Annotated in this window: 21 protein-coding genes and 4 tRNA genes; 12 read left to right on the top strand and 13 right to left on the bottom strand. The window is 51.7% G+C overall.

Annotation, left to right across the window (positions count from 1 at the left end):
• Positions 1–8: 8 nt before the first annotated feature.
• Entirely contained in the window at positions 9–1049 is a 1041-nt protein-coding gene (locus M0220_RS02285; protein WP_051690108.1) for a patatin-like phospholipase family protein, read from the top strand.
• A gap of 18 nt (positions 1050–1067) precedes the next feature.
• Here the strand turns inward: M0220_RS02285 and M0220_RS02280 are convergent, their stop codons facing one another.
• On the bottom strand, positions 1068–1631 hold the full coding sequence (locus M0220_RS02280) for a Smr/MutS family protein (RefSeq protein WP_030070214.1): 564 nt from the start codon (positions 1629–1631) through the stop codon (positions 1068–1070).
• Between the two features lie 182 nt (positions 1632–1813).
• Between M0220_RS02280 and prmB the strand changes: the two genes are divergently transcribed.
• The 5 genes from prmB to phaC all read left to right on the top strand — a co-directional run bounded on the left by prmB (position 1814) and on the right by phaC (position 6858).
• The gene (gene prmB / locus M0220_RS02275) at positions 1814–2773 is read left to right on the top strand and encodes a 50S ribosomal protein L3 N(5)-glutamine methyltransferase (protein ID WP_264018563.1); all 960 of its coding nucleotides are present in this window, start codon (positions 1814–1816) and stop codon (positions 2771–2773) included.
• Positions 2774–2786: 13 nt separating this feature from the next.
• A complete protein-coding gene (gene aroC / locus M0220_RS02270; protein WP_030070216.1) occupies positions 2787–3878 on the top strand; it encodes a chorismate synthase in 1092 nt (363 codons plus the stop codon).
• A 60-nt stretch (positions 3879–3938) separates the two neighbouring features.
• A complete protein-coding gene (locus tag M0220_RS02265; RefSeq protein ID WP_264018562.1) occupies positions 3939–4346 on the top strand; it encodes a hypothetical protein in 408 nt (135 codons plus the stop codon).
• 154 nt (positions 4347–4500) lie between these two features.
• On the top strand, positions 4501–4911 hold the full coding sequence (locus M0220_RS02260) for a phasin family protein (RefSeq protein WP_030070218.1): 411 nt from the start codon (positions 4501–4503) through the stop codon (positions 4909–4911).
• Positions 4912–5004: 93 nt separating this feature from the next.
• The gene (phaC, locus tag M0220_RS02255; RefSeq protein ID WP_264018561.1) at positions 5005–6858 is read left to right on the top strand and encodes a class I poly(R)-hydroxyalkanoic acid synthase; all 1854 of its coding nucleotides are present in this window, start codon (positions 5005–5007) and stop codon (positions 6856–6858) included.
• Positions 6859–7017: 159 nt separating this feature from the next.
• Here phaC and M0220_RS02250 read toward each other — a convergent pair whose 3' ends face one another.
• Genes M0220_RS02250 through M0220_RS02235 form a run of 4 tightly spaced genes read right to left on the bottom strand, consistent with a single transcriptional unit; the run spans position 7018 to position 11750 of the window.
• Positions 7018–8172: an ABC transporter permease gene (locus M0220_RS02250; RefSeq protein ID WP_030070220.1), complete on the bottom strand. Its 1155-nt coding sequence runs from the start codon at positions 8170–8172 to the stop codon at positions 7018–7020.
• Positions 8169–9317, bottom strand: a complete 1149-nt coding sequence (locus tag M0220_RS02245; protein WP_264018560.1) for an ABC transporter permease — start codon at positions 9315–9317, stop codon at positions 8169–8171. The genes M0220_RS02250 and M0220_RS02245 overlap by 4 nt, the downstream gene beginning before the upstream one ends.
• Complete coding sequence (locus tag M0220_RS02240) at positions 9304–10317, bottom strand: HlyD family secretion protein (protein ID WP_030070222.1); 1014 nt, start codon at positions 10315–10317, stop codon at positions 9304–9306. Before M0220_RS02240 ends, M0220_RS02245 begins: the two co-directional genes overlap by 14 nt.
• Positions 10314–11750: a TolC family protein gene (locus M0220_RS02235; RefSeq protein ID WP_264018559.1), complete on the bottom strand. Its 1437-nt coding sequence runs from the start codon at positions 11748–11750 to the stop codon at positions 10314–10316. Before M0220_RS02235 ends, M0220_RS02240 begins: the two co-directional genes overlap by 4 nt.
• A gap of 421 nt (positions 11751–12171) precedes the next feature.
• On the opposite strand from M0220_RS02235, the gene M0220_RS02230 reads away from it, so the two are divergent.
• On the top strand, positions 12172–13536 hold the full coding sequence (locus M0220_RS02230; RefSeq protein ID WP_156963041.1) for a metal-dependent hydrolase family protein: 1365 nt from the start codon (positions 12172–12174) through the stop codon (positions 13534–13536).
• A gap of 307 nt (positions 13537–13843) precedes the next feature.
• Here M0220_RS02230 and lnt read toward each other — a convergent pair whose 3' ends face one another.
• The 5 genes from lnt to miaB all read right to left on the bottom strand — a co-directional run bounded on the left by lnt (position 13844) and on the right by miaB (position 19384).
• On the bottom strand, positions 13844–15301 hold the full coding sequence (gene lnt / locus M0220_RS02225; RefSeq protein ID WP_030070225.1) for an apolipoprotein N-acyltransferase: 1458 nt from the start codon (positions 15299–15301) through the stop codon (positions 13844–13846).
• A 37-nt stretch (positions 15302–15338) separates the two neighbouring features.
• Positions 15339–16235, bottom strand: coding sequence for an HlyC/CorC family transporter (locus M0220_RS02220; RefSeq protein WP_030070226.1), 897 nt, complete (start codon positions 16233–16235; stop codon positions 15339–15341).
• A 181-nt stretch (positions 16236–16416) separates the two neighbouring features.
• Complete coding sequence (ybeY, locus tag M0220_RS02215) at positions 16417–16878, bottom strand: rRNA maturation RNase YbeY (protein ID WP_030070227.1); 462 nt, start codon at positions 16876–16878, stop codon at positions 16417–16419.
• Entirely contained in the window at positions 16875–17954 is a 1080-nt protein-coding gene (locus M0220_RS02210) for a PhoH family protein (RefSeq protein ID WP_030070228.1), read from the bottom strand. Before M0220_RS02210 ends, ybeY begins: the two co-directional genes overlap by 4 nt.
• 86 nt (positions 17955–18040) lie before the next feature.
• Positions 18041–19384 carry a tRNA (N6-isopentenyl adenosine(37)-C2)-methylthiotransferase MiaB gene (gene miaB, locus M0220_RS02205; protein WP_030070229.1) on the bottom strand — a complete coding sequence of 448 codons (1344 nt, stop codon included), beginning with the start codon at positions 19382–19384 and terminating at the stop codon, positions 18041–18043.
• Positions 19385–19578: 194 nt separating this feature from the next.
• Between miaB and M0220_RS02200 the strand changes: the two genes are divergently transcribed.
• The 4 genes from M0220_RS02200 (at position 19579) to M0220_RS02185 (ending at position 20526) form a co-directional block, all read left to right on the top strand.
• Positions 19579–19654: transfer RNA gene (locus M0220_RS02200), tRNA-Asn, on the top strand.
• A 68-nt stretch (positions 19655–19722) separates the two neighbouring features.
• Positions 19723–19798 (top strand) — tRNA-Asn (locus tag M0220_RS02195).
• Positions 19799–19837: 39 nt separating this feature from the next.
• Positions 19838–19913: transfer RNA gene (locus M0220_RS02190), tRNA-Asn, on the top strand.
• A gap of 250 nt (positions 19914–20163) precedes the next feature.
• A complete protein-coding gene (locus tag M0220_RS02185; protein ID WP_030070230.1) occupies positions 20164–20526 on the top strand; it encodes a metalloregulator ArsR/SmtB family transcription factor in 363 nt (120 codons plus the stop codon).
• Between the two features lie 113 nt (positions 20527–20639).
• Here the strand turns inward: M0220_RS02185 and M0220_RS02180 are convergent, their stop codons facing one another.
• Positions 20640–22739 carry a carboxy terminal-processing peptidase gene (locus M0220_RS02180; protein ID WP_030070231.1) on the bottom strand — a complete coding sequence of 700 codons (2100 nt, stop codon included), beginning with the start codon at positions 22737–22739 and terminating at the stop codon, positions 20640–20642.
• Positions 22740–22877: 138 nt separating this feature from the next.
• On the opposite strand from M0220_RS02180, the gene M0220_RS02175 reads away from it, so the two are divergent.
• Positions 22878–24182 carry a M18 family aminopeptidase gene (locus tag M0220_RS02175; RefSeq protein ID WP_264018558.1) on the top strand — a complete coding sequence of 435 codons (1305 nt, stop codon included), beginning with the start codon at positions 22878–22880 and terminating at the stop codon, positions 24180–24182.
• Between the two features lie 79 nt (positions 24183–24261).
• On the opposite strand, the gene M0220_RS02170 is transcribed toward M0220_RS02175, so the two are convergent.
• Positions 24262–24338, bottom strand: a tRNA-Met gene (locus M0220_RS02170).
• Positions 24339–24416: 78 nt separating this feature from the next.
• Positions 24417–25508: a redox-regulated ATPase YchF gene (gene ychF / locus M0220_RS02165; protein ID WP_030070233.1), complete on the bottom strand. Its 1092-nt coding sequence runs from the start codon at positions 25506–25508 to the stop codon at positions 24417–24419.
• Between the last annotated feature and the right edge of the window lie 36 nt (positions 25509–25544).

Raw genomic sequence — 25544 nt, 5'->3', positions numbered from 1 at the left:
AGATGACAATGAAAAAAGTGACGCAAACTGCTGATACACCTTTGGGAAACCTTCCTTTAAATAATGGCAATAAGGTTGCGTTGGTATTGGGGAGTGGAGGAGCTAGGGGCTACGCCCATATCGGTGTTATCGAAGCATTAGAAGCACGTGGCTTCGAGATTATCTCGATTGCGGGTTGTTCCATGGGCGCGCTTATTGGCGGTATCTATGCGGCTGGAAAACTGCCTGAGTACCGCGAGTGGGTGTGTACGCTGGATTATTTAGACGTGCTAAAGCTGGTCGATGTGACCTGGAGTCCGATGGGGGCCATGCGGGCTAATAAGGTCATGAACAAGTTAGAAGAGCTGGTTGGCGAAAGATTGATTGAAGAGCTGCCTATTCCGGTAACGACCGTCGCGACGGATCTGGTTCGTCAGCGTGAAGTGTGGTTTCAAAACGGCTCCTTGCTTCAGGCAATTCGAGCCTCTATTGCCGTGCCTGGCGTTATTACCCCAGTGCATGTGGGGGACCAGGTGCTCGTTGATGGCGGCTTACTGAACCCACTGCCGATGATGCCGATATTAGCCGCCCATGAAGCGGACTTTGTTGTAGCGGTTAACGTGACGGCGCACAGTCCGCAACCCATCACGTTAGAGGAGCTGTTACCCCACGAAGATAAGAGCGATAGCCGCACCGCGTTAGAACGCGATCGCGATGCTAATATTGGCGGTTGGATGGATGACGTTCGTGCCACCACACGGCGGCTGTGGGACGGGCTGGGGGGTAGCAATGGTGAAGAGAGTGACGTTGATGAAACCGTTGACCTGCGTGGTAAGCGTGAATGGGGCAAGCTCGATATGATTTTAGAGTCGTTTGATATCACCCAGGCGGCGCTCGCGAAGTATAAAATCGCAGGCTATCCGCCAGATGTATTGATTGAAATTCCCAAAACTGTTTGCAGCACTTATGAGTTTCACCGAGCCAACGAATTAATTCGGCTGGGTCGGCATCTTGCCGATGAAGCACTGGAGCGACGGATGCCTGGTATTGCCTCTGATGCCACCGAGTAAGCGTAGTGAAATAGCTGCTTACTGCCCGCGCTTGCGCAGCAGAATATACACCGCCCCTGTGCCGCCATCGATATCGATGGCGGAGCAGAACGCCAAGACGCCGGGCCACTCTCTTAACCATGCGTTGGTATGGCTTTTAAGTACCGGAAAGTCCGATGTGGTACCCCAGGCCTTACCGTGAACTACCAGAACGCAGCGCATGCCTTGTGCAGCAGCGTCGCGTAAAAAACTTTCAAGCTCAATCCGAGCTTCTTCTAGGGTATAGCCGTGTAAATCCAGCCCAGCCTGCCAAGCGGTTTGGCCGCGCTTTAGCTGGCTAAAGGTGCGCCAGGGCAGGTCCGGAACGCTAAATTCCAGATACTCTGAAGGGCGTACTGCCTCTACTCGGCCGTCAGATGTGCGACCGCTGGTTTGTAGCGTGTTGCTTTCTACCGCAGCTCGCCGGCGTGCCTGTTGGGCATCATCGTTACGTTTGGGCTTGCCTGGGTTGGCTTGGTTGCTGGCAATACGGCGTACGCCTGCTGCCTGCAGCGCTTGGCGAAAGGCACTGATATCGTCGTCGTTGGGCAGGTGTCGCGTCATGATTAGCTCAAATCGAGAAGTTAAATGTTAAGAAAAGTGTCAATAAACAAGCATAATTGAGAAACACACAGGATAGCGAGCTGAATGTTGTTGTGAAATGCACGCTTGTGAACCGCGTGCTGTGAACCAGACGGCGTCAAAGGTACAATCTTTTCATCAATCTTTATACGCCAGGAGCCGCTGTGACCACGCACCTTAATGATGAGACCTCCCACTCAATGCTTTCGCTGCCGGAGTCGGCAGTGGTGAGCGAGCTTTTTACATTACGCGATTATTTACGCTGGGTGTCCAGTGAGTTTTATCTGGCGGGGTTGCATTATGGGCATGGCACCGAATCGCCTTGGGACGAAGCCGTTGCGCTGTGTTTAGGCGCACTGCACCTTCCGTGGAACGTCGATCCTGCTGTGCTAGACGCACGCCTGTTGCCAATAGAGCGCGAGCGCATTATTCGTTTAGCGCGAGAGCGGGTAACTACTCGCCGCCCGCTGCCTTATTTACTGGGTGAAGCTTTTTTTGCCGGGTTCCCGTTCAGCGTTGACGAACGCGTATTAATTCCGCGCTCGCCTATTGCCGAGCTGATTGAAGATGGTTTTGCAGCATGGTTCCCAGAAGAACCGCCTGCCCGAGTATTGGACTTATGTACCGGTTCTGGCTGTATCGGCATTGCCACCGCGTTGGTGCTGCCGACCAGTGAGGTCGCCCTGGCGGATATTAGCCAGGATGCCTTAGCGGTTGCGCGTCAAAATATCACGCGTCACGACGTTGGTGATCGCGTGCGGGCCGTCGAGTCCGACGTGTTTGATGGTTTGAAAGGCCAGCGCTTTGATCTGATCGTATCAAACCCGCCTTATGTCGATGCACGTGATCTGGCCACCATGCCCGCCGAGTTTCGCCACGAGCCTGCCTTGGCGCTGGGGGCTGGTAACGATGGGTTAGATATTGTGCGGCGCATTCTGCGTGAGGCGCGCCAGCACTTAACCGACGAGGGATGGCTGATTGTTGAAGTTGGCAATTCCGACCGCCATGTAGAGGCTGCTTTTCCTGAAGTGCCTTTTATCTGGCTTGAATTCGAGCGTGGCGGCCAGGGTGTTTTTGCCTTGAGCGCCGCTGAACTCGACGCCCATGCGGCGTCTTTTGCGTGAGGAACTAACGCCCATGTCTGGCAATACCTTTGGTAAGCTATTTACCGTTACTACATTTGGTGAGAGCCACGGCCCTGCTTTAGGCGCGATTGTTGACGGCTGCCCGCCTGGCATACCGATCAGTGAAGAGGACCTTCAGCACGATTTAGATCGCCGCCGCCCAGGCAGTTCTCGGCATACCACCCAGCGTAAAGAGCCGGATCAGGTGCGGATTCTTTCTGGTGTGTTTGAAGGTAAAACCACTGGTTCGTCCATTGGTCTGCTAATTGAGAACACCGACCAGCGCTCCAAAGACTACTCTAAAATCAAAGATCAATTCCGGCCTGCCCACGCAGACTACACCTACCATCACAAGTATGGTCATCGCGATTATCGGGGCGGCGGTCGTTCTAGCGCACGGGAAACCGCGATGCGCGTTGCCGCTGGCGCGATCGCTAAGAAGGTGCTGGCCGCAAAAGGGATACAAGTTCGTGGTTATATGAGCCAGTTGGGGCCAATTAAAATCGACTTCAAAACCTGGGATGCAGTGAGCGAAAATGCCTTTTTCTGCCCCGATCCGGACAAAGTGGCTGAGCTTGAAGCCTATATGGATCAGCTGCGTCGTGACCAAGACTCGGTGGGCGCGGAAGTTACCGTGATTGCCGACGGTGTGCCGGTTGGGCTGGGTGAGCCGGTTTTTGACCGCTTAGATGCTGATCTGGCGCATGGCTTAATGAGCATCAATGCGGTAAAAGGGATAGAGATAGGTGCAGGGTTTGGCTGCATTGCCCAGCGGGGTAGTGAACACCGTGACGAGATGACCCCAGAGGGCTTCTTGTCAAACCATGCTGGTGGCGTGTTAGGCGGAATTTCCAGTGGGCAGCCGATCGTTGCCCGCCTAGCGTTGAAACCAACGTCAAGTATTACTACGCCCGGGCGTTCAATTGATGTACATGGCCAACCAGTTGAGGTAATAACAAAGGGTCGCCATGACCCCTGTGTCGGTATTCGCGCGACGCCTATCGCTGAAGCGATGATGGCAATCACGCTGCTAGACCATTGGCTACGTCATCGTGGACAGAATGGCGATGTTAGCGTTGATACACCGCGTTTAGAACAACAATAACAGCACGGTGCGCTTAGCGTAACGCTGCTACACTCTAGGAAGATGGTTAAGGAGTCGCCTATGAAAATTAACGTTGAATTTGACCTGACACCGGATGAGTTTCGCCAATCATTAGGGCTGCCGGATGTTGAGGCGTTTCAGCAAAGCCTGCTGGAAAATATTCAGCGGCAAATGGAATCTGGGGTGGATGGCTATGACCCTATGAGTCTAATGCGTCCTTTCCTGCAGCAGCCGATGATGCAACAAGGACTTTCTCAGGGGCTAGCTAATTTCGGTACGTATCAGCAGATGATGTTGGATATGTTGCGTAAAGCAGGAACCTCAGGTGGCAGTGCCGACCAGGCTGGCGACGCGAATCAGGATGACTCCCAAGAGGCTGCCAATGCAGCGTCAGGTAAAAGCGCATCAAGTGCGAGAAGTTCCAAAGCGAAAGCAACAGCTTCTTCGCGCTCTCGCGCTAAAGGGTAGAACTGTCATGTGAAATGTGTAGCGTTGTTGAGCGTGCTGCTAAGAATGTTGCAAAGCAGCAATGCAGCGTTTACTCTTTTTGCAGTGCAGCAATTTGCCGTGTGATGAGCCACTCCAGGCTCATGCCAAGGAATGAGAGATAGGAGCAGACACTATGCAAGATAAAATGATGGACGCCTTTAGTACCCAAACGCGCCAAATGTTCGAGCCAATGCGCAAGATGAACTCGCTGATGCTCAACAATATGGAAAAAATGACCCAGTATCAGCTGGAAGCAATGAAACGCTACAGCCAGATGGGCACCGAGCGCATTCGCAGTGCGACGGAAATTAACGATGCTGAAAGCCTGCGTGATTTTGGTACGAAACAAGCCGAAATGATGAATGAGCTTTCTCAGCAGATGCAGGAAGATGCCCGCGTCATGGGCGAGATGAGCATGCAGTTCAAATCCGAAATGGAAAAGCTGTTCAGCGAAGCTGGGCAGAAAATGAGCGAGCAAGCCACCTCTGCTGCGAAAAGTGAACAGCCTGCGAAATCGACTAGCCAATCTTCACGTAAAAGCTAAACGTAACGATGTTCGCGGCGCCTTGAAGGCGCCGCGTTCTTTTGGATGATGTGCCTGGGCAGACAATGCCAAGCAGGTGAGGGGAGAGTGAGTATGCTGTCAGGGTGGAAAATGCCGTCTCAAGGTGTTTCTCAAGAAGAGCTTGAAGCATGGAAAGTGCAGCTAAGCGATGTTGGTGAACAGTACAAAGGCCTGCTTGAGGATTTACTGTCACGGATAGCACCCAGCGAAGCTGCTGACTCCGTTTACAGTGATATGCGTGAAAGCTTTGAAGCCGCCGCACAGTCGCTCATGAGTAACCCTAACCTGCTGTGGCAAACTCAGTCCCGCCTACTGCAAGATCAGTGGCTACTTTGGCAGCAGGGTGTGCGGGCGATGTCTGGTGAGCAAGTGACGCCATTGATAACGCCTGCAAAAGGCGACCGCCGCTTTAAAGATGAAGCATGGACACAAGAGCCTTACTACTTAGCGATTATGCAGCAATATTTACTGTTTTCGCAGATGGTAGAGGAGCTTATTGAAAATCTGGATGGCTTAGACCCGACACAGAAACGCAATCTAGCGTTTTATGCTCGGCAATTAGTAAGCGCCATGTCGCCTACTAATTTTGTATCGACTAACCCCGAAGTCATGCGTCGTACAATTGAGACGCGTGGACAAAACCTAGTAGATGGCCTGACGCGCCTGCGAGAAGACCTGGCGAATTCCGCCGAGGGTATTAACGTACGCATGACCGATCGAAGTGCCTTTGGTGTTGGCGATAACATTGCTGTCACCCCAGGTGCCGTGGTGTATGAAAATGAGCTGATTCAGTTAATTCAATACACCCCCACCACGGAAAAAACCTTTAAAACGCCACTGTTGATCGTGCCCCCATGGATCAATAAGTACTACATTCTCGACCTGCGAGAAGATAATTCGCTGGTTAAGTGGATGGTGGACCAAGGGCACACGGTATTTCTGATTTCTTGGCGTAACCCTGGCCCAGAACAGCGCGATATTACCTGGGCTGATTACATGCAAATGGGCCCCGTCAGCGCGATGGAGGCCATTGAGCAAGCCTGTGGTGAGAAGTCAGTCAATCTGTTGAGTTACTGTGTGGGCGGCACACTAACTGCTTCTACGGTGGCCTATCTGACAAGCACTCGGCGTGGTCGAAAAGTGAAGTCAGTGACCTATATGGCGACGCTGCAGGACTTTCGTGATCCTGGTGATATTGGCGTATTCCTTAACGAACGGGTGGTTGAGGGAATTGAAAATACGCTGGAAATGAAAGGATATTTAGACGGCCGCTCGATGGCCTACACCTTTAATTTATTGCGTGAGAATGATCTTTTCTGGTCGTTCTACATCAATAATTATCTGAAAGGCGAAACGCCCGCCGCGTTTGACCTGCTGTACTGGAATACGGATGGGACTAACCTGCCTGCTGGTACCCATGCCTGGTATCTGCGCCATATGTACTTGGAAAACCGTTTAGTAGAACCAGGTGGTATCGAGCTGGACGAGGTGAAGATTGACCTTCGTAAAATCTCGACGCCGTGCTACTTCGTTTCGACGAAAGAAGATCATATCGCTAAGTGGAACAGTACGTATTATGGCGCGCTGTTACCCAAAGGGCCGGTGACGTTTGTATTGGGTGGTTCTGGCCATATCGCGGGCATTGTGAACCCTCCCCACAAGAATAAATACGGCTACTGGACCAACGATGCGCTGCCCGACACCCATGAAGCATGGCAAGAAGGCTCCACCTTTAACGAAGGCTCCTGGTGGCCACACTGGCAGGCATGGGTAACGGAGAACGGCTATGCTGATCCTGACCCGGAAAAAATGGTGCCCGCGCGTCAGCCTGGAGAAGGTGAACTAAGCGTGATTGAAAGCGCGCCCGGGCGCTATGTGAAAATGACGATTCCTGAGGTGTTGGGCGAAATTCCCGCCGCAGAATGATTTGCCACCATGGCATGATAGGCTAACGAACAAACGTTGCGTTTGTCGTTAACAGTTAGAGCAGTAGAAAATAGCGGTGATGTCCTATTTGGAGTGATCTAATAAGGCATCACCGCCATTTGCGTTATTACCTTTCAAGCTACCTTTCAAACCACCCTTTCAGCAATGTGACTGCTTGCGTTGGTGCCAAGCGAGCCAGCAAAGCCATCCGCCATACAGAATACATAATCCAATCAGTACGCTAATTTCGCGCCCAATGCTGAGAAGCGGGGCACCCATTTGATTCATCGCTAAAAAACCTTGTATGCCAGGTTTAACTGGAATCAGTAGGGTTAGGATATCTAGCCATTTGGGTAGACTTTCGGCAGGCCAGGCAAAACCAGCGGTAAAGACAATCGGTAGTGACGAAAGAAGAACCAGCACAGTGGGCAGTTCTGGTCGCGGAAGCAGATAACCAAGCCAAATGGCGAATAACGTGGCGCTTATGAAAAATAGCACGCTGAAGGCGAGTAATTCACTAGGCGCAGCCGCATGGGGAACACCATAAAGCTGGAAGAAAAAGCCAAAGTAGAGCATGGCAAATAATAGGTAGATAAGCAGAAAGGTGAAGAGGCGAAGCGGCAGCGCTAATGCGAGCGATGGCGCGGTTTGCCCCAGACGCCTGCGCGCGCGATCTTTGATGGTTACGCTACCTGCGGCAATGAGTAGCGTTTGGTGCAGAATTAATACAAAGACAGCGGGCACAATGTAATTAATGTAGCCCGACGTGGGGTTAAACGCGGGCTTAGTGATGAGCCGCATCGGCATAATTTGTCCAGGGATCTGTGCAGGACTTTCTCCCTTCATTAAGCTACCAACGAGTTGGGTTTGCACACTGAGTGTCGTCGCGGCTGTCAGCAAGCCCTCAACCACATTGCCGTAAATTAGAAAATAGCTGGCGTCCCCAGCAAAAGAGAGGCTGGTTGGGCGTCCTAAATAAATATCACGCTCGAAACCGGAAGGAATAATTAATAGCCCATGAACAGCATCGCTGGCCAGTAAGGCTTCTGCTTCTGCCATGCTGGACGGCTGGGCGGCGACTCGAATTTGAGGGGCTGCATCTGCCATGCGGATAAGTTGCCGGGCCAGATGAGTGTGATCATGATTCACCACCGCCACTGCTTGTTCTCCCGGCACGCTCTTATGATAGGGAAGAGGGTAAAGAACGGCATAAAATAGTAAGCCGCCGACAATTACGAGCAGCACGGCCCGATCAGCAAATATATTCGCAATCTCTACCTGCCACGCTTGCCAACACCGTTGCCAGGCATTCATGAGGACACCTGTTCAGCAGGGTTGATGTTTAATTGTTTTGGCAAGGCATGAATGGCGAAGGGTAAAGGCAGCAGGAACAGCAGCAATATTAATAAGGGCGGTAGCAGAGTAGCCAGCGGTGCCCCATGGTCAGCCACCGCTACCTGGAGTTCAATATAGTGGGTTGAGGGCATTAAGTTGCCCCAGGTTCGCGCCAGTATATTCATATCGCCTCTTGGGAAAGTAATTCCCATAAAGGCAAAGGCTGGTGCTAGATAAGCAGCACATAAGCTTAGCGCGCGGATTTTGTTAGCAACGGTAGCTAGAATCAACGTCGCCATACTTTGAACGGCAAGTACCATTAGCGCCATACCAACCATTAGCCAAGCCACGCTGCCCTCTGGTGACCAGCCAAGAAAATAGTAAAACATGCCAAGCAGGATGACGCCTTGCAGCCATAGCAGCAGCGAAATGGGTGTTAGTAGTTGCCAGAGTGAAACACTTCTGGCGGAGAAAGTGGTGGGTAGCGGCGCTTTTTCGAGCCGCCAGCAAAGCGTCAGCAGCGTTGCAACGACGATTACAATTTGCCATAGGGCGGGTGTGATTGTTGTCACCAAGAAACGCGCATAGCTCATTCCCGCGTTATAAAGGGAGGTGATTTGTGGCCGCACAGGGGCCGCCGCTGCTACTGCTTGTGGTAATGTATAGCCTTGACCAAGCCGTAATACAACGCCCGCTTCGGCGGCAAAACTCATGCTTGATTGGGTTAGTGCGGAGGAAATGAATTTTCCGGCTAGCAGGTATTGGCTATTGTAAAAAGCCACGGCCTCAGGGCTGAGAGAAAGACGCAAGTCGCGGCCAAAGTTACGTGGGATGATCAATAGTGCTAAGACTTCACCACGTTGTAGCGCTTCGGCCCCTTCGCTTGCCGAAGGGTAAGGGTGAAGCATATCTAATGCTGGGCTGGCATCTAAATAACGCTGCAGTGAACGAGACTCAGAGGTATGGTCTAAATCGACAACGCCTACGGGAAGTGATCGTGGAGTGCCTGTTTCAAACACGGCAATAAATAGCAGAGCCAGCAGAGGGGGCAGCCATCCTACCAGAGCGAGCAGCCACGGCTGGCTGCGTAGCGCCTGCCAGCCATTCAGTCTAGTCGGTTCCATGCTGGCTACCTGTCGGCGCTTCCTCAGAAGGTAAATCAAGCAATACGCTCATGCCTGCCCTTAGGCCAGGTACTGGCTCAATGGGGTGCATTTCCACTTCAAACGTGCGCATATCAAAGCCACGACCGGGCACCGTGGCACGCCAAGTGGCAAAGTCGCCAAGCGCTGCGATGTGGCTGACTTTAAAGCGTGCCTGATGACCAAGAGAGGGAATATCGAGGTCGATCTCTGTACCTGGCGAAAAGTGCCGTAGCAGGTCTTCACGAACATTAAACAGAGCCCATGCTTCGTCTAGGTCGGTGATCATCACCACTGGGAAACCTTGGGGGACGAGCTCACCTGGGTTTAGTAATACATTACTGACAATGCCCTTATGAGGTGCAATTGCTAGCGAGTCCTCAAGTAGTTCAGTGATTTCATCACGTAGACTAGTCGTTATATCTTCGCCAGCGCGGCTGGCGGTACGTGCTTCTTCACGAGGGCCTGCCTCTGCTAATCTAAGCACCTCTGCGGCGGTTACCCGCGTCTGCTCCGCTACCCGTAGCAGTGTAAAAGCCTCATCAAGCCGTTGACGGGCCACAACGCCTTGTTCGGCTAATACGCGGGTACGTTCATAGGTGGTTCTTGCCATGGTCTCAGCCGCCTGAGCTTTCTGAAATTCGCTGCGTGCTGCGGCTATTTTCTCCTCACGGGTGCCGCCTTCAACCGCCTGCGCCAGTGAGCGGCTAATCGTATCGAGTGCATCGACTTGCGTCAGTTTAGCTTCAAGTTCAGGACTATCGATTCGAAATACGACATCTCCGGCATTGACACTATCACCGCGGCGAAACTCAATTTCGGCAAGCCGTCCTGGGACTTTTGAAGACACCATATATTGTCGGGCTTCTATCTGGCCCTGTAGGCGAAGAGGAGGCGTGCTATAGGTGCGCCAGAAAACAACAGATACTGCGATGGCGACCCCTGCCAATATGGCCAGGATGAGAAATCTGCGCGTGGTCACGGGATGGGGTCCCCTTCGCTAAGATAAGCAAATAGTGATTCTTGCTGACCTGTAATACTGAGTAATTGGGCAAACGACATGACGAACCGGAAAGCGGCAGCATCACGGCGCGTATGGGTCGTGGATAGAAAGGTTTGGGCATCAATCACATCAAGCGCTCGCCCAATTCCTTCTGAGAAAGCCAGCGTTTGCAGGCGTAGGCTCTCTTCTGCCAGCGCCACTGTACTTGCGAGGTCGCTATACTCTTCAAGCGCTTGATTGGCATCGCGATACTGCTGGTCAAGCAACAGCTCTAGCTTGCGGGAAGCGGCCAGCTGGCGATACCGTAATTCCGATACTGTGCTCACCGCTGCCTGTACCTTGCCACTCCGTCCGCTGCGATCTACCAGTGGCATACTGACACCAACGCCAACCAACCAGTCGGGTGTGAGATCGCTAGCTAACGAGTCATCTTCATAGAGGTTGTAACTGCCAAACATGAAGACATTCGGATGGTAAAGCCCACGGCTTGCATCAACGACGCTTTCCGCCTGAGCCTGTTTATTTGCTAATAATCTAAGGACAGGGTGGTCGGCTAGCCCTGGTTGAAAATGCCCAATCGGTGGCAGCGATGCGAGCGTAAACAGGGGAGATGTAGGCGTAGGGCCTGATGAATGACCGCCAGACCCTGGCGCATTGGAAGGCGTATAGTGAACCAAAGAGGCTAATGCTTGTTGGGCGCTATCACGCTGCTCGCGGATGGCGCGCGTAGTGATACGTGAACGGTCATAGGCTGCTTCAGCGGCTAAGCGCTCCACCCGCGCAATTTGATATTGGTCTTCAAGCGCTTGGGCAGAGTGGTAATGGTGGGCAAGGGTGTTTTCAGCTTGTTGTTGAGTAGTAAGCGCTCGCTCAGCCATTACTAGCCCGTAATAAGCGGTTACTAAATCCATAAAACGGGCTCGGTAAACGTCTTCAAGCAGTAGCGATGCTGCCCTCTCTTCTAATGTTAATAGTTCCCGTGCAGAGCTGATTTTTCCACCTGTATAGAGCGGCCAAAACATCGCTAACGAGCTTCGGGCAACGTTGCGGTTAGTGACCGGTGTACGAAAGGCATTAGGGCCGCCAATAAGATCGACTAATCGCTGGCCTGGCAGGGAGTCAGCGACGCTACTAAGCGGGTTGAGAGCAAGTGCATCCACTTCAATTGGGTTATCTAGGTGGGTATAAGAGCCAATTAGATCTATTTGAGGGAGTAGTAAATTATTGCGGGTAGAAAGAAGCGCAACCGCTCGCTGCTGGGCAGCTTGGCCTGCTGCAACGTCATCGTCTTGGCTGCGGAGTTGTTGCCAAGCATCTTCCAGAGCTAGTGGCTGCGCGTGAACGTGCTGGCTAGGTAACGCTATGGCTACCATAAGTAATGATGCCCATAAAAACATGCTTGAGCTTTTCACAACTCACCACCTCTTTTTATTTATTATAAGGGTTAAACCATAGTTTAGGTGTTAAGTGCAATAAGCCAAAAATGGTTTGTAGATAATTTATTGGGTGGGTGGTTCGTTGTGCCGGCTTTGGAATAATCGTTTTTATATTAGCGAGCTAAATTTTATTGCGGTTTTTCAATAAAGAGACTGTTATGTAATTGCTCGTTAATCAGTTTGGTATATATTAATCACTGCTAACTGATGGTGAGTCGACTTAGAGTAATAAAGTTGCTTGTCCTTTTACTGTTAATTACTGTTAACCGAGGCTCTAGCCATGCCACCTAACGCTCGTTCTTTATTTTCGCCGATGCTGACAGAGCCTCATACGCATCATAGTCATGGTGCTTGTTGCTGTGGGTCTCCGATTTTACAACGCTTCCATGAACGCGTTATGGCAGAAATAACCCGTCGACAAATGATTGGAGGAACGGCGGCGGTGATGGCGCTATTTGCAGGACTGCATGTGCCCTTTGCTGTTGGGCAGCAGCCGAAAGCGCATGATGGGCCGTTACTATTAACGAATTTAAGGCTATTCGATGGGAGCGGTGGCCCACTGCGTGATGGTGTATCAATCAGAGTAGAAAGTGGCCGTATCGACGCTATTCTTGATGGCAGTGGCGAGATAGAAGGTGTTGATGTCATTGATTGTGGCGGTCGTGTGCTGATGCCTGGTTTGATTGATGCCCATTGGCACACCACCTTAGCGGCTATCTCCCAAATGGAAGCCATGACCGCTGATATTGGCTACGTGCATTTGGTGGCAGCACGGGAAGCAGAGCGAACCTTAATGCGTGGTGTTACCTCAGTTAGGGACGTGGGTGGGCCATCGTTTGCGTTAAAGCGTGCTATTGATGAAGGCATTGTTAACGGCCCTAGAGTGTTTCCCGCAGGCGCAATGATTTCCCAGACGTCGGGACATGGCGACTTCAGAATGCGTCACGACATTCCACGGGGCAGCACAACACCGCTAAGTGAAGCAGAGCGTCAGGGGGTTGCAGTGATTGCGGATGGTGAAGCTGAAGTGCTCAGACGCACACGTGAGCAGCTAATGCTAGGTGCTTCACAGATCAAACTGATGGCGGGTGGAGGCGTAGCGTCGCTTTATGACCCTTTAGATAGCACCCAATTTACGGAGCGAGAATTACGCGCCGCGGTCGAGGCTGCTGATGATTGGGGCACTTATGTGATGGTGCATGTCTATACGCCGCGAGGTATACAGCGCGCTTTGCGGGCTGGTGTTAAGTCTATTGAGCATGGCCAATTGGCTGATGAAGAATCGGTAAGAATGATGGCTGGGGAGGGCGCGTGGTGGAGCCTACAGCCTTTCCTGCAAGATGAAGATGCCAACGTTTATCCTGATGCGGCACGTCGAGAATCTCAGCGCCAAGTGGCTGAAGGTACTGTTCGCGCCTACGAAATGGCACAGCGGTTTAATGTGAAAACTGCCTGGGGCACTGACATACTCTTTAGCCCTAAAAACACCCCGAACCAACTTCGGCATTTGGCAAAGTTAACGCGCTTTTATGATCCGCTAACAGTGCTGGCAATGGCAACGGGACATAACGGTGATTTATTGTCACTTTCAGGACCGCGTAATCCCTATCCTGGTGTTCTTGGGCGCATTGAGCCAGGAGCCCTAGCTGACCTCCTAGTCGTAGATGGTGATCCAAGCAGTGACCTTGACTTTCTGAATGATCCAGAGAGCAACTTGCGTATGATTATGAAAGGTGGTCGTGTTTATAAGGATCAGCTATAAAAACACCATAGATAATACTTAAAACTTCTGCTTTATGTTGAAGCGATGCTTTATTTCTGGTGGTAAGTGCCCAAAAAATCAAGCGGGCACTGGTTGTAGGTAATTAAAAATTAGAGGTAAGGGCAGGTTATAGGTAAAGACAGGTTATAGGTAATCGCTGGTTTGATGTGACTTGAATGCTCGTAAACTTATGCATACGTATTTAGTCGCTGAGGTGATGGAGGAGGAAACTTTAGCTCGCGATAATTTTACTGATGAGTAAGGGCGGCTATGTCGACATCGCTTGCTAAAAGCTGCCTCCTTGTCTTTAACGCCTGCGTATCAAGCCCGGTAACAGGAGTAGGCCAGCGAATAGCCACGCAGGCCAGCTGCCAGTGCGGTTAAACGGTGTTAGCCCTTCCATGGCGTAAAATTCGCCAATGAGGTAGGTGGTTTCAAATTGCGCTGCGCTATCTACTAGCTCGCCACGAGGATTAATAATCGCGGTAATGCCGTTACTGGTAGCGCGCACAACATAGCGACCATTCTCTAGCGCGCGCAGACGGGCCATTTGCAAGTGTTGATGAGGGCCAATGGACGCGCCAAACCAAGTGTCATTAGATACCGTCACAATCACGTCGCTGTCTGCTGCGCGGCGTGCCACCAACTGTGGGTAGATAATCTCATAACAAATAGCGTTGCCAATCGTGACGCCAGCTGCCTGCATTGGCGTTTGTTCGGAGGCGCCTTTAGAAAAACTCGACATCGGTAGATCGAAGAAGTCGATAGCGCCACGCAACACGCTTTCAAGCGGCAGGTATTCACCAAACGGCACTAGGTGCTCTTTTTGGTAGCTGCCCTCGACGTTGCCAACACCAATTACGCTATTGAAATAACGGTCGTCTTCATCAAGTTGGACAATGCCGGTTAATAGCGCGGTGCTGGGCGGTAAGCTGGCTTGTACGCGTTCCAACACCGGGCGAGCTTGGTTATCTATCATTGGCAGAGCGGTTTCGGGCCATAAAATAAGATCTGCCTCATCAGCGACGCGGCGGGTTAAATCGCTGTATGTATTTGCTGCTACGCGCTGGCCTTCAGGGGTCCACTTTAATAGCTGGGGCAAATTACCTTGAAGTAGCGCAACGCGGGTAGGCTCGCTCGCTGGCGTTGTCCAAAGTGTTGGCAGTGCCAAAGGGAGCAGCCAAATGACGGCTAATGGTAGTGCTGCCCACCATTGGCGTCGTAGCAGTTCAGCGCCTAAGGTGCCAGTGAGCACGACCAGTAGAGAAAGCAGGTAAACGCCGCCTACTGGTGCCCAGTTGGCGAGTGGCGAGTCAACATAGCTGGAACCGACCAGCAGCCAAGGAAAGCCGGTAAACAGGTAAGTGCGCAGCACTTCGCCCAGCACCCAAGCACCCACGAAGGTGAGAAAGGCCAAGCGCGGGCTACAAAAACGTCGATAAAGCCAAAAAGTGCCAGCGAAAAAGAGCGCCAATACCGTGACAAACAGAGCGGTGAGGAAGACAGCGAGAGGAACACCAGTGTAGCCATAATCATGGATGGATACATATACCCAAGATGTGCCGCTGGCGAATAGCGCTATGCCGTATAGCCAGCCTTTTAGCGCCGCTTGCGAAGGAGTTAATGAATGCAAACCAGCATAAAGAAGCCCGATGGCGACTGGGCCTAGCCACCATAATTCAAATGGTGAAGCGGTAAGCGTGGTAAAACCGCCGGCTACGAGTGCAGCCAGCAGTTGAAGTGCAAAGGTGGGCGTCAACCCCATGGTGATATCCTATCAGCAGGTTGAAGTAGTCAGTTGGCTAGCTGTCGTCGTTATCATCGCCATCGGTGGCCTTATTGCTCTCATCGTCGCGATAAGCTTCCAACAATCGAATACGCCGATTATCAGCATTAAGGATGATGAAGCGCCAGCCACCTAAACTCGTATGTTCACCACGTCCGGGTAAGTGACCAAACTGTTGCATCACAAGGCCGCCCACAGTATCGAATTCATCATCAGAAAATTCGGTACCGAAGCGCTCGTTGAAGTCCTCAATCGGGGTAAGAGCACGAATCGCAAAGTGGCCGTTTTCCAGCGTGCGAATATCGTCCTCTTCATCGGTATCATGTTCATCTTCGATATCCCCAACAATCTGTTCCAGAATATCTTCAATGGTAATAATACCGGCTGTGCCGCCGTACTCATCTACCACAATTGCCATGTGGTTATGGGTATCACGGAACTCCTTCAGCAAGCTGTTTAAGCGTTTGGACTCTGGAATAAACATTGCTGGACGCAGTACGTCTTCTAGCTTAAAGGCATCGCGGCTTTCTTGCGTTTGCGAGAGCAGGGGGAGCAGGTCTTTAACAAGTAGGATGCCTTTTACATCGTCAAGGTTTTCGCCAATGACCGGGTAGCGGGAGTGCCCTGTTTCCTGAATTAATGGCAGGTAGCCATCGCTGGTTTGATCAAGGGTAATGGCTGAGACTTGTGAACGTGGGATCAATATTTCACGCACCTGTTGGTCACTGATTTCAAGCGCACCTTCGATAATCATAATGGCGTCTTGATCGAGCTTCAGTTTCCCTGCGGTGTGGCGTAAAAATGTCATCAGCTCATCGCGCGAGCTAGGTTCGTCACTGTCTCCGGAAAGGGCGCCAAAGAGTTTCTCGAGCCAGGATTTTTGATTTGAGTTGCTCGATCGGTCTTCGCTCATTGCGTCTAATCTCTCTATTACGTGCGAACAGTTATATGCAAATCGTTGTGTGCAAACAGTACGTCAATGCAGCACTTAAAAATAGCTATGTGAAGATGGCAGCGACTAAACAGTCTGTCGTTTTATCACTGAGTGAAGGGTTACACCACCCTAAAAGCAATTTATCGGCCAGGGTAACAGCTTACTCATGATAAGGATCAGGAATATCGAGAGTAGCTAGAAGCTCACGCTCTAATTGCTCCATTTCTTCTGCTTCCTGCTCTTCAATATGGTCATAGCCCATTAAGTGCAGCGTGCCGTGTACCACCATGTGCGCGTAATGATGTTCAATAGGCTTCTGCTGCTCGCTGGCCTCATGGGCAACAACGGCATGGCAAATAATCAAGTCGCCCAGTAATGGTAAAGAGACACCGGGTGGGTTCTCAAAAGGAAATGAGAGCACGTTGGTTGATTTATCTTTACCACGGTAATCTCGGTTGAGAGCTTGGCTTTCTGCTTCATCCACAAAGCGAATTGTCAGTTCTAGACGCTCGTCATCAGGATGTCGTGAAAAGACACAGCCCACCCAGTGGGTGAGCTGTTCTAAGGAAGGAAGTAGCGGTTCGTTGATGGCCGCCTGGCGATCAATCACGATGTCACTCATCGTGGTGCCTCTCCTGCGCGTTCAAGCGCTTGCATGCGGGCCTCACGCTCCTGCTGGCGCGCTTCACGCCGAGCGCGTTCCTGCACTTCCTGCTCCGATTCAAACTCATCATAGGCTTCGATGATGCGCTGAACCAGCGGGTGACGCACGACGTCTTTTGCAGCAAAGTGAGTGACGCCGATGCCAGGGGTTTCTTTAAGAACATCCAGCACCTGCGAAAGACCAGAGCGCTGTCCGCGTGGAAGGTCCACTTGAGTAATATCGCCGGTGATCACCGCCGTTGAGCCAAAGCCAATTCGCGTCAGGAACATCTTCATCTGCTCCGGCGTGGTGTTTTGGCTTTCATCCAAAATGATGTAAGAGTTATTCAGCGTACGCCCACGCATATAGGCGAGCGGGGCAATCTCGATTACTTGGCGCTCAATGAGTTTGGCGACCTGCTCAAAACCGATCATCTCGTACAGTGCGTCGTAAAGCGGGCGCAGGTAAGGGTCAATTTTTTGGGCAAGGTCGCCGGGTAAGAAGCCAAGCTTTTCACCGGCTTCTACCGCTGGGCGTACCAACAGAATACGTCGCACTTCCTGTTGATTTAGCGCTTCTACCGCCGCGGCAACCGCCAAGTACGTTTTGCCCGTACCCGCAGGCCCAATACCGAAATTGATATCGTGTTCGCGAATGCTTTGTACGTAGCGCTGCTGATTAAGACCACGGGGCTTAATCATTGTGCGCGGAGTACGCATGATCACGTCGTCGCTGCTGCCTTCGCTATCATCATCTTCTTCTAGCGCTTCTAAGCCAGATTCCTGAAGGAATAAGTGAACCGTGTCTGCGTCAAGCTCTTCTGCCGCTGTTTCACGGTAAAGATGCTCAAGCACATTGGCGGCAGCTTTGATGCGGTTAGCGGCCCCGGCCAGCTGAAACACATTGCCGCGATTGCGCAAGGTCACGTCCAGGCGGCTTTCAATCAGCTTTAGGTGCTCGTCCTGCTGGCCGCACAGGCTAGCTAGTCGCTGCGGGTCATTGGGTTCAAGGCTTAGTGTGATAATGCGATTGGCCTGAGGTGATGGCTGGCTCAAGAGTAAAAAACCCGTTAGTTGATGTGTGTGAGACTCAGCTTACTGCCCCGGCCTCGCCGGGGCAATTACCTAGGATAAGCGAGCAGTTAATAACGCTCGGGAGAAGCGAGTTCGCCACGCAACGAGTTGGGCAGCGCTTCGGTGATCTCCACGTCAACAAAGTAGCCGATCAGCTCTGTAGGGTTGGCTGCACGGAAGTTAACCACACGGTTATTTTCGGTGCGCCCTGAAAGTTGGCCGGGGTCTCTCGGTGAGAAACCGGATACCAAAACGCGCTGAGTAGTGCCTACCATGCGTCGGCTGATCTGCGCTGCTTGTTGAAGAATTCGCTCCTGCAAAATGGCAAGCCGCTGTTTTTTGACACTTTCTGGCGTTTCGTCCGGTAGGCCAGACGCTGGCGTGCCTGGGCGTGCCGAGTAAACAAAGCTGAACGAGTGATCAAAGCCAATGCGATGAATCAGGTCCATCGTTGCTTCGAAATCCTCTTCCGTCTCGCCAGGGAAGCCGATGATAAAGTCAGAAGAGAAGCTAATGTCCGGGCGATTGGCACGAATACGCTCCATCTTCTCGATATACTCTTCAGCGGTATGGCCACGCTTCATGGCACTTAAAATACGATCAGAGCCAGATTGTACCGGTAGATGTAAATGGCTCACCAACTCCGGGATATCGGCAAAGGCGTCTACGAGACTATCGGTGAACTCGACCGGATGAGAGGTCGTAAACCTGACGCGATCAATGCCATCCACTGCGGCAACGCAGGCGATCAGCTCTGCGAGGTCGATCTCATCGCCATCGTCGTTTTCACCACGGTAAGCGTTCACGTTTTGACCAAGTAGGTTAATTTCTCGCACCCCTTGATCGGCCAAGTGAATCACTTCATCAATAACTGATTCAAAGGGGCGGGAGACTTCTTCACCGCGGGTATAAGGCACGACACAGAATGTGCAGTATTTCGAGCAGCCTTCCATGACAGAAACGAAGGCGGTTGCGCCATCAGATTTTGGCTGCGGCAGGTGATCGAACTTTTCGATTTCTGGAAAAGTGACATCGACCGCAGCAATCTGATTGTTATTGCGTGCGTCCAACATTTTTGGCACGCGGTGAAGCGTTTGTGGGCCAAAAATCATATCGACAAAAGGCGCGCGCTTACGTAGCGCTTCACCTTCTTGGCTTGCTACACAGCCGCCAACACCAATCACGAGGTCTGGATTGGCGTCTTTGAGCTTTTTCCAGCGACCCAATTGATGAAATACCTTGTCCTGCGCTTTTTCGCGAATAGAACAAGTATTTAACAAGATAACGTCAGCTTCTTTTTCGTTATCAGTCAATTCCAGCTGGTGAGATTCGCCGAGCAGATCTGCCATACGCGAGGAGTCGTACTCGTTCATTTGGCAGCCGTGCGTTTTGATAAAGAGCTTCTTCGCCATCGGTACCTGTCATCTATGAGTCGTCGGGGGACGAGGGATGAATGAAAACATGGGTGCAGCTTAGCGCAGTGTAACGCGTCGCCGTTGAATGACCGCATTATACGGATACAAGAAACCTGGGGCTAGCGTTCACCTATAATCGATACTTGACCCGAGCGTTTCTATCAGTATACTACGCACCGTGTTTGAGCAGTTCCTCGATAGCTCAGTTGGTAGAGCAAATGACTGTTAATCATTGGGTCGCAGGTTCGAGTCCTGCTCGAGGAGCCAACATACTGAAGCAGGTTTTATTCTGATTTCAGTGGCTCCGCTCTAAACACAGCAGCAAATTATAATGTTCCTCGATAGCTCAGTTGGTAGAGCAAATGACTGTTAATCATTGGGTCGCAGGTTCGAGTCCTGCTCGAGGAGCCAAATTGCTGTTCTGCTGTCACTGCCGTTTGCGGTAAACGTTCCCCGATAGCTCAGTTGGTAGAGCAAATGACTGTTAATCATTGGGTCGCAGGTTCGAGTCCTGCTCGGGGAGCCATTTAGTTTTTCTATTCTCTTTATTCCCTCTATTTATCTTCCGTATGCTTCGCTTATTGCATAAGATTTCTCGCGAAATTTATAGTTGAAGTCTTACAGCTGAAGTCGACAGCCTCATCTTTTTGTTATCCGTTGATAATACCTTGTAGGTGATAATACTCAGTGTGCCATGGCATTTTGGGTGATTTTTTGTGCCTAACGGTTAGAGGCATATAGACTGTGTCGGATACTTACTATTTGGGAAGGTGCCCGTGGGAAAAGCTGCCAGTTTGCATGCGCTACAGGTCTTTAAGTGTCTAAGCGACGAAACGCGTTTAATGCTGGTGCTCTTGGTTGCGAAAGAGCAATCGCTGTGTGTGTGCGAAATGACCTATGCGCTGGAAGAGTCGCAGCCTAAAGTATCGCGTCATTTAGCCCAGCTTCGCCAATGTGGGTTGCTTGTCGATCAGCGGGAAGGGCAGTGGGTTTACTATCGTTTGTCGCCTAGGCTGCCTGGGTGGGCGCAGGCTATTATTGACGCTGGTGCTGAAGGCAGTGCTACGCGCCTTCAGGCGTTAGTTCTGCGGCTAGCTAAAATGGGCGACCGACCGGCGCGGCGAGCTGCATTGTGCTAATTGTTAGCCAATAAAAAAACGCCGACCCAAAAGTCGGCGTTTTTAGTAATGACAGCTTAGCGCTTAGTCATTCGCTTAGTGCTTAGTCATTTGCTTAGCGCTTAGTCGTTCGATTAACGTTTAGCCATCCGCTGTGTGCCTTGAAGATGGGCATAGTCGAGTAAGATTTCAGCAGCTTCTAGCACATGGGCGCGATCAGCTGGCATATCTTCCTCTTTATCATCTTCGTTAGCCTCGTCTGCTTCGCTACCCTCGGACTGAGAGTTATCGCCGCGGGCATCCATCCACTCTTCTAGCTCAGGTAAGTTTAAAGCGCGGCGGCGTTGGTTTTCGAGAGAAAGCTGCTCTGCTTCTTGAGCTTCCAGCTCTCGTTGACGCTGATCGCGGTTCAAGCTAACGCTGGTGTGCTGTTCGCGTAGCTGTCGGGCTAAGGCAGACTGGCGCTCTAGGTAGCGAAAGTTAGGGTTCTCCTTGGCGCGCTCTTCGTGTTGGGAGGAGAGTGCGGCTAGCGCGTTCTCAGGAGAGCCATAGCGGCGGTACTGAACGTTCTGCACGGTGTCCCAAGCAAGAGCGTTATCGAGGCTACTTTCGCCGATGCGTTCAGGGTCGATCAGGCTAGGGAAAATAATATCTGGCTCAACGCCGCGGTTTTGGGTGCTGTCACCCGAAATACGGTAGAACTTAGCGCGGGTCAGTTTGATTTGACCATGGCTAAGATCGTTCAGCGTTTGCACGGTGCCTTTGCCAAAGGTAGGGGTGCCAACCACAATGCCGCGGCCATAGTCTTGAATAGCGCCTGCAAAGATTTCTGATGCTGAGGCAGAGAGGCGGTTGACCAGTACGGTCAGTGGCCCATCATAAACTGTGCCTGCTTCAGTGTCGCCATAGAGCTGGATGCGCCCTTGGGCGTCGCGAACCTGGACGGTGGGGCCGCGATCAATAAATAGGCCGATGAGTGAATTGGCTTCTTGCAGTGCGCCACCACCATTGTTGCGTAGATCCAGAACGATACCTTCCACGCCTTCTTTCTTGAGATTTTCAATTTCTCTAGCAACATCTCGGGTGGTGCTGCGGTACTCATCTTCGCCTGCCTGCCAGGCATCGAAGTCAACGTAAAACGTTGGAATATCAATCACCCCGATACGATGAGGTTTTCCGTCTCGCTCAATATTAATCACCTCGCTGCTGGCTGCCTGATCTTCTAGACTAACCGTATCGCGGGTTATCTCGACGATTTGTGAGCGAGTCATGTCTACAGCTTGAGCCGGCACCACATCTAGGCGAACAACAGAGCCTTTTGGGCCGCGAATCAGGTCAACGACGTTGTCTAGGCGCATTCCTACTACGTTGACCATTTCACCGTCTTCTTGGCCTACAGCGATAATGCGATCGGCAGGTTCAAGCACGCCGGCACGGTCAGCTGGCCCGCCGGGAACTAAGCTAGAAACTTTGACGTACTCACTGTCGGCTTGAAGCAGTGCGCCGATACCCTCAAGTGAAAGGCTCATTTGAATATCAAATGATTCACTTTGGCGAGGGGAGAGGTAGCCAGTGTGAGGGTCGATAGTGCTGGAGACGGCTGCCATAATTAGTCCGAACACGTCTTCAGACTCTGATTGGCGCAGACGGGAAAGTTGACCTTCGTAGCGCTGGCGCAGATTGTCTTCGATCTGCTCGTCATCTTGGTCAGTCAGGGCAAGTGTTAGCGCATCGTTTTTAAGCCGTTTGCGCCACAGTTCGTCCAATTCACTTTCCCGAGTTGCCCATGGGGCCTCTTCGCGATCGACCTCTAAGCGTTCGTCGCTATCGAACTCGAATGAAAGTCCTTCATCAAGACGTTCTAGTAACCACTCAAGGCGTGCGGTATGGCGTTCGCTTAGGCGATTATAAAGTGCAAACGCATCGTCAAGGTCGCCATCGAACAGCGCTTGCGCCATATCGCGCTCTAAATGGCGATAAGGCTCTATATCGCGGTGCAATAGGTAGGAGCGCTGGCCGTCCAGAATATCTAGATAGCGTTGGAAAGCTTCCGCTGACCACTGCTCGTCGAAGTTAATATCGGCATAATGCCCGTAGCGAAGTGAATCAGCTATTTCCACTGCCGCTTGGCGTTGTTCGTCGGTCGGCTCAAGTTGCGCCAGCGCTGCTGGGCTGGCAACTACCAGCATCACAGCAAAGGCGACCGAGCGCGAAAGCGTTGCAAACAAGCTCATCAGTCAAGCTCTCCCGGATTTGTGTACACTCATTCTTCCCTAGACCCGCAGATAGCCTATGAGTTGCGTAGGCCGAGGGAGCATTGTAGCAGGTCATTTACCCTGTGATACTCAATCATTACTGTTATGAGGATTTCTATGTCCGAAGCTTTCAACGCGGATCGTGTAACGCGGCTATGTGATTTTCTGCACCAGTCGCCCACGCCATGGCATGCGACACGCTGCATGGCGGAGCGTTTGGAGCAGGCGGGCTTTATGCGCCTTGAAGAGACGGCAAGCTGGCAGCTTGAGCCAGGTAAGCGCTATTACGTGACACGCAATGATTCGTCACTCATTGCCTTTCAACTGCCGGCTAAAACGTTAACCAGCCTGCGTATGTTAGGTGCTCATACGGATAGCCCGGGGCTACGATTAAAGCCCAATGCTACTCAATACGCAGCAGGCTGGTTACAGTTTGGGGTGCAGGTGTATGGGGGGGTGCTATTGGCCCCTTGGTTTGATCGTGACCTGGGATTGGCAGGCCGCGTGCATGTGCGCCATGCCGATGGTCGTTTAGAAAGCGTGCTACTAAACGTCAATCGGCCGATTGCTATAGTGCCTAGTCTGGCGATTCATCTAGACCGTGACGTGAATACTGGTCGGGAGATTAACCCGCAAACGCAAATGTCGCCCGTCGTGATGCAGAGCGACAGTGCACAGCTAAGCGACGTGTTGGCTGAGTGGTTAGAAGAGCAGCACGGCTTGCGCGCTGTGGAAGTGGTCGACTTTGAGCTGGGATTTTACGATGTGCAACCGCCATCGTTGGTAGGTCTACGTCAGGAGTTGGTTGCTAGTGCGCGGCTAGACAATCTGTTGTCATGCTTTGTCGGCCTTGAAGCACTGCTAGCCTGCGATGCGAGCCAAGGTGCCTTGCTAGTCGCCAATGATCATGAGGAAGTAGGTAGTGCCAGCGCCTGTGGTGCGCAGGGGCCATTTTTGGGCGATGTGCTGAAACGTTTGAATGTTCAGGTGGGTGGCGCTACTGAAGAGTCGCTGATTCAGTTGATTCAATCGTCGCTTATGATTTCCTGTGATAATGCTCACGCGTTACACCCTAATTTCCAGGATAAACACGATGAGCGTCATGGACCTACGATTAATGGTGGCCCGGTTATTAAGGTGAATGCCAATCAGCGCTATGCCACTAATAGTGTGACGGGGGCGCTGTTTCGAGATGTATGCCGCGAGGCAGAGGTTCCCGTGCAGTCGTTTGTTACTCGTGCAGACATGGGCTGTGGTAGCACTATTGGGCCGATTACTGCTACTGAGGTGGGCGTGCCGACAATTGATGTGGGCCTCCCTCAGTGGGCAATGCATTCTGTGCGTGAAACAGCAGGTTCCCGAGACGTGGATTATTTGACTCGGGCTTTGACGGTGTTTTTGAACCGTGCTGAGTTGCGCTGAGCATGGCTGCTTACTAACAAAAAAGGCCCGTTAACGAAAAAGGCCCGCTGACTGTGTCAGCGGGCCTTTAATATTCGTGTGGTGGCTACGCCCTGATTTGAACAGGGGACCCCATCATTATGAGTGATGTGCTCTAACCAGCTGAGCTACGTAGCCATTCAACGGGGGCGAATATTACTCAGTGACTCGCCACCCGTCAAGTTTTTCTTTCGTTTGTGTCAAACGATTGCTTAATCAGACGTTAAAACGGAAGTGGATAACATCGCCATCTTTCACGATGTAATCCTTGCCTTCTAAGCGCCATTTGCCTGCGTCTTTAGCCCCTTGTTCGCCATTGAGTGAGACAAAGTCTTCGTAAGCAATCACCTCGGCGCGGATAAAACCTTTCTGGAAATCGGTGTGAATTACGCCTGCCGCTTCTGGTGCGCTGGCGCCTTCTTTTACTGTCCAAGCGCGGACTTCTTTAACACCCGCGGTGAAATATGTCTGTAGACCAAGCAGGGCATAGCCTGCGCGAATGACGCGATCAAGCCCTGGCTCTTCCATACCCATTTCAGCGAGGAACATGCTGCGTTCTTCGTCATCCAGCTCGGCAATTTCAGCTTCTAGCTGGTTACATACCGGCACGACGGCGGCACCTTCTTCTGCCGCAATCTCGTTTACGATGTCCAGGTAAGGGTTGTTTTCAAAGCCGTCTTCATTAACGTTGGCAATGTACATGGTGGGCTTGAGCGTTAAGAAGCCGAAGCTCTTGATCTGGCGCTTCTCGTCTTCATCAAGACCAAAGCTGCGCAGCGGCATCCCTTCAGCGAGGTGTGGCTGGATACGGTCAAGAATTGCCTTGGTAGCAGTGGCGTCTTTGTCGCCGCCTTTCACTGAGCGAACAAGACGTTGGCTGGCCTTTTCGACAGTATCCAGGTCGGCAAGCGCCAATTCCAGGTTGATCGTTTCAATATCCGCCCGTGGGTCTACCTGGTTGGCAACGTGGATTACGTTGTCGTTATCAAAGCAGCGCACCACATGGGCGATCGCCTGGGTTTCGCGAATATTGGCCAAGAATTTGTTGCCCAAACCTTCGCCTTTGGAGGCGCCTGCAACCAAGCCTGCGATATCGACAAATTCCATTGTTGTCGGCAGCACTTTTTGCGGCTTAACAATTTCTGCAAGTTTATCAAGACGCGGGTCAGGCATCGGTACAATGCCTACATTCGGCTCAATGGTGCAGAACGGGAAGTTTTCTGCATCAATACCAGATTTTGTTAGCGCATTAAAAAGTGTGGATTTGCCTACATTAGGTAGGCCGACGATACCGCAGTTAAAACCCATAAATTACTTCCTGGCCGCTAGGGCAGCGCAACAAGG

The organism is Halomonas qinghailakensis, assembly GCF_025820815.1.
In the GTDB taxonomy this organism is placed as follows: Bacteria; Pseudomonadota; Gammaproteobacteria; order Pseudomonadales; family Halomonadaceae; genus Vreelandella; species Vreelandella qaidamensis.
Note: the sequence above shows the minus strand (reverse complement) of the source record. Positions and strands in the feature narration are given on the sequence as shown.

Bases quoted from the DNA above. Each gene is read 5' to 3' on its own strand.
- M0220_RS02245 (WP_264018560.1), bottom strand. From the start codon at position 9,317: ATGGAACCGACTAGACTGAATGGCTGGCAGGCGCTACGCAGCCAGCCG.
- miaB (WP_030070229.1), bottom strand. From the start codon at position 19,384: ATGGCGAAGAAGCTCTTTATCAAAACGCACGGCTGCCAAATGAACGAG.
- aroC (WP_030070216.1), top strand. From the start codon at position 2,787: ATGTCTGGCAATACCTTTGGTAAGCTATTTACCGTTACTACATTTGGT.
- phaC (WP_264018561.1), top strand. From the start codon at position 5,005: ATGCTGTCAGGGTGGAAAATGCCGTCTCAAGGTGTTTCTCAAGAAGAG.
- M0220_RS02250 (WP_030070220.1), bottom strand. From the start codon at position 8,172: ATGAATGCCTGGCAACGGTGTTGGCAAGCGTGGCAGGTAGAGATTGCG.
- M0220_RS02180 (WP_030070231.1), bottom strand. From the start codon at position 22,739: ATGAGCTTGTTTGCAACGCTTTCGCGCTCGGTCGCCTTTGCTGTGATG.
- lnt (WP_030070225.1), bottom strand. From the start codon at position 15,301: ATGGGGTTGACGCCCACCTTTGCACTTCAACTGCTGGCTGCACTCGTA.
- M0220_RS02260 (WP_030070218.1), top strand. From the start codon at position 4,501: ATGCAAGATAAAATGATGGACGCCTTTAGTACCCAAACGCGCCAAATG.
- M0220_RS02285 (WP_051690108.1), top strand. From the start codon at position 9: ATGAAAAAAGTGACGCAAACTGCTGATACACCTTTGGGAAACCTTCCT.
- M0220_RS02175 (WP_264018558.1), top strand. From the start codon at position 22,878: ATGTCCGAAGCTTTCAACGCGGATCGTGTAACGCGGCTATGTGATTTT.
- ybeY (WP_030070227.1), bottom strand. From the start codon at position 16,878: ATGAGTGACATCGTGATTGATCGCCAGGCGGCCATCAACGAACCGCTA.
- M0220_RS02265 (WP_264018562.1), top strand. From the start codon at position 3,939: ATGAAAATTAACGTTGAATTTGACCTGACACCGGATGAGTTTCGCCAA.
- M0220_RS02220 (WP_030070226.1), bottom strand. From the start codon at position 16,235: ATGAGCGAAGACCGATCGAGCAACTCAAATCAAAAATCCTGGCTCGAG.
- M0220_RS02230 (WP_156963041.1), top strand. From the start codon at position 12,172: ATGGCAGAAATAACCCGTCGACAAATGATTGGAGGAACGGCGGCGGTG.
- M0220_RS02280 (WP_030070214.1), bottom strand. From the start codon at position 1,631: ATGACGCGACACCTGCCCAACGACGACGATATCAGTGCCTTTCGCCAA.
- ychF (WP_030070233.1), bottom strand. From the start codon at position 25,508: ATGGGTTTTAACTGCGGTATCGTCGGCCTACCTAATGTAGGCAAATCC.